Origin of the sequence: Roseospira visakhapatnamensis, from assembly GCF_014197915.1 — a bacterium.
Classification (GTDB): Bacteria; Pseudomonadota; Alphaproteobacteria; order Rhodospirillales; family Rhodospirillaceae; genus Rhodospira; species Rhodospira visakhapatnamensis.
Genome location: NZ_JACIGK010000079.1, coordinates 1 through 2,014, shown reverse-complemented (window position 1 = coordinate 2,014; position 2,014 = coordinate 1). Strand labels below are relative to the sequence as shown.

The 2,014-nt window shown below is 68.2% G+C and carries 3 protein-coding genes and 1 pseudogene; 1 reads left to right on the top strand and 3 read right to left on the bottom strand.

The genetic code is table 11. The annotated features are described in order from the left end of the window. On the bottom strand, window positions 1–236 hold a 236-nt coding region (locus tag GGD89_RS20305), incomplete at its 3' end, for a hypothetical protein (RefSeq protein WP_246423240.1). Here GGD89_RS20305 and GGD89_RS20300 point away from each other — a divergent pair. Further along, window positions 124–501: pseudogene (locus GGD89_RS20300) on the top strand (recombinase family protein); the annotation flags it as partial. The gene GGD89_RS20305 and the pseudogene GGD89_RS20300 sit on opposite strands and share 113 nt — an antisense overlap. Window positions 502–515: 14 nt before the next feature. On the opposite strand, the gene GGD89_RS19480 reads toward GGD89_RS20300, so the two are convergent. Both GGD89_RS19480 and GGD89_RS19475 read right to left on the bottom strand, forming a co-directional pair. After that, window positions 516–1,109: a transposase gene (locus tag GGD89_RS19480; protein WP_246423239.1), complete on the bottom strand. Its 594-nt coding sequence runs from the start codon at window positions 1,107–1,109 to the stop codon at window positions 516–518. Between the two features lie 117 nt (window positions 1,110–1,226). Further along, on the bottom strand, window positions 1,227–1,880 hold the full coding sequence (locus GGD89_RS19475) for an ATP-dependent DNA helicase (protein WP_184049179.1): 654 nt from the start codon (window positions 1,878–1,880) through the stop codon (window positions 1,227–1,229). Window positions 1,881–2,014: the final 134 nt, after the last annotated feature.

Sequence of the window (2,014 nt, the reverse complement as noted above, 5' to 3'; positions counted from 1 at the left end):
TCTACGCGCCCCGGCAGGGCAATGATCGTCTGCTGCTCGGGCTCAAGGGCAGCCTCAACGAATACGAACTCGACCTGCTTCGCCAGCGCTCGCTGACGGCGCGGTACGAGAAGGCGCGGCGGGGTGAGCGTGTCGTCGCCGCCCCCGTGGATCGTGTCCCTGGGGTTCGTGAAGGTCGGCGACCGGCTCGAGAAGGACCCCGACCGCCGCATCCAGGAGGCCATCCGCTTGGCCATCGACAAGGTGGCCGAACTCGGCAGCCTGCGCCAGGCCCTGCTCTGGTTCCTGGAGCATGGGCTCGATCTTCCGGCCCGGACCAATGGTGGACCGGTGGTCTGGCGCCGTCCGCGCTATGCGACGATTCGCGCGTTCATCGCCAACCCGGCCTATGGTGGCGCCTACGCCTATGGCCGCACCGGCGTCTCGGTGCAGGATGACGGGGCGGGCGCCAAGGCCTGTTCGCGGAGCAAAACCCGCGAGGACTGGCTGGCGCTGAAGCCCGGCGCGCATGAGGGCTACGTCGACTGGGACCGTGCGGAGGCGATACGGACGATGGCCGACAGGATGGCCGCGTCGCGGACGATGCCGCCGTCGCGCACCTTCTCGTACCGGGCATCGAGGATCAGGTATGTCACCGGGTCGAGCCGGCGCGTGCGCCACGCCTCCAGTTCGTCGTCCAGCAGGGCGGCGGCGCGGCTGACCTGCGTTGATGACAGGCTTTCCAGCCCGAATTCCTTCATCACCTTGGCGGCGTCGCGGGTGGAGACGCCCTGGACGTACATCTCGGCGATCGCCAGCATGATGGCGCGCGAGGAGCGCCGCCCCCGTTCCAGGGACCGCGGGAAGAACGGCTCGTCGCAGCCCCGGCTCTTGGGAACGGCCACGGTGACGGTGCCGGCGGGCGTGTCCACCTTCTTCGGCTTGTAGCCGTTGGCGTAGCCCTGGCGCGCGTTGCTGCGCTCGTAACGGCCGGCACCGAGGTGCTGGTCGCGCTCCATCCGCATGGCGAGATTGAAGAGCGCCGTGAACGCCTCGGCCATGCCCTCCGGCCCGGTCTGGATGAGCTGTTCCATCAGCGCGGCGATGACCTTACCCTGGGTGTCCTGCATCCGGTTCCTCTTTTTGGCGATTGAGAAAACCGGACTGGAGGGTAGCCCATCCGTGGGGCGCGCCCCACGGATGGGCACGCAGGTGCGCCCCCTCGAACAAAATGTCCAGACCTCAGGTTACACAGCCGCGCCGCGCTTGAAGCCGCCCGTCTTCGGGTCGACCTCGAGGACGCGGTGAATGGTCCGCGCCTCGTATCCGGTCGCCTCGCTCATGCGCTTGGCGGCCCGTCCGGTCGGCGCGCACAGCATCAGACGCGTCCCCTTGGCGGCGAGGATGCGCAGAATGGCCTTGAGCAGGGTCGTCTTGCCGACGCCGGGACCGCCCGTCACGACCAGCACCCGGGACAGCAGCGCCAGGCGCACGGCGGCCTTCTGGCTATCGGCCAGGTCCAGTCCGATCTTTCCCTCGACCCAGGGGATCGCCTTGTCCGGGTCGATCGACGGCCAGGGCAACGGCCCCTCGCGCAAGGCTCTCAGGCGTTCGGCGATGCCCTGCTCCGCGCGGTACAGCCCGGCCAGGAACACGCACCGGGTCTCACCCAGCGTGGTTTCGATGACAGCGCCCTCGGCCAATTCGTCGGCGAGCGCGGTCTCGACGAGCGAGGGGTCGACCTCGAGCAGAGTCTGGGCCAGCGGAACCAGTTCGGCCACCGGGAGACCGCAATGGCCCTCGTCCATGGCCTCGGTGAGCGCATAGCCGATGCCGGCCCGCACCCGGATCATGGCGGTGGGCTCGATGCCCCGGGGCGGATCACCTCGCGTTCGACCCATTGTATGGGCCGAACGCGAGGTATCGATCCGCCCCAAGTCTATGATTCTAGCAGTCTGTCGGATTTGGGCGGTCTCGGATAGAATCGGAGCGGGTTTCAGGTCATCGGGAACGGGTGATGGCGAACTTCATCTCG

What these genes read in the sequence shown, in the direction of transcription:
- GGD89_RS19480 (WP_246423239.1), bottom strand. Translation starts at nt 1,109, where the DNA reads ATGCAGGACACCCAGGGTAAGGTCATCGCCGCGCTGATGGAACAGCTC.
- GGD89_RS19475 (WP_184049179.1), bottom strand. Translation starts at nt 1,880, where the DNA reads ATGGGTCGAACGCGAGGTGATCCGCCCCGGGGCATCGAGCCCACCGCC.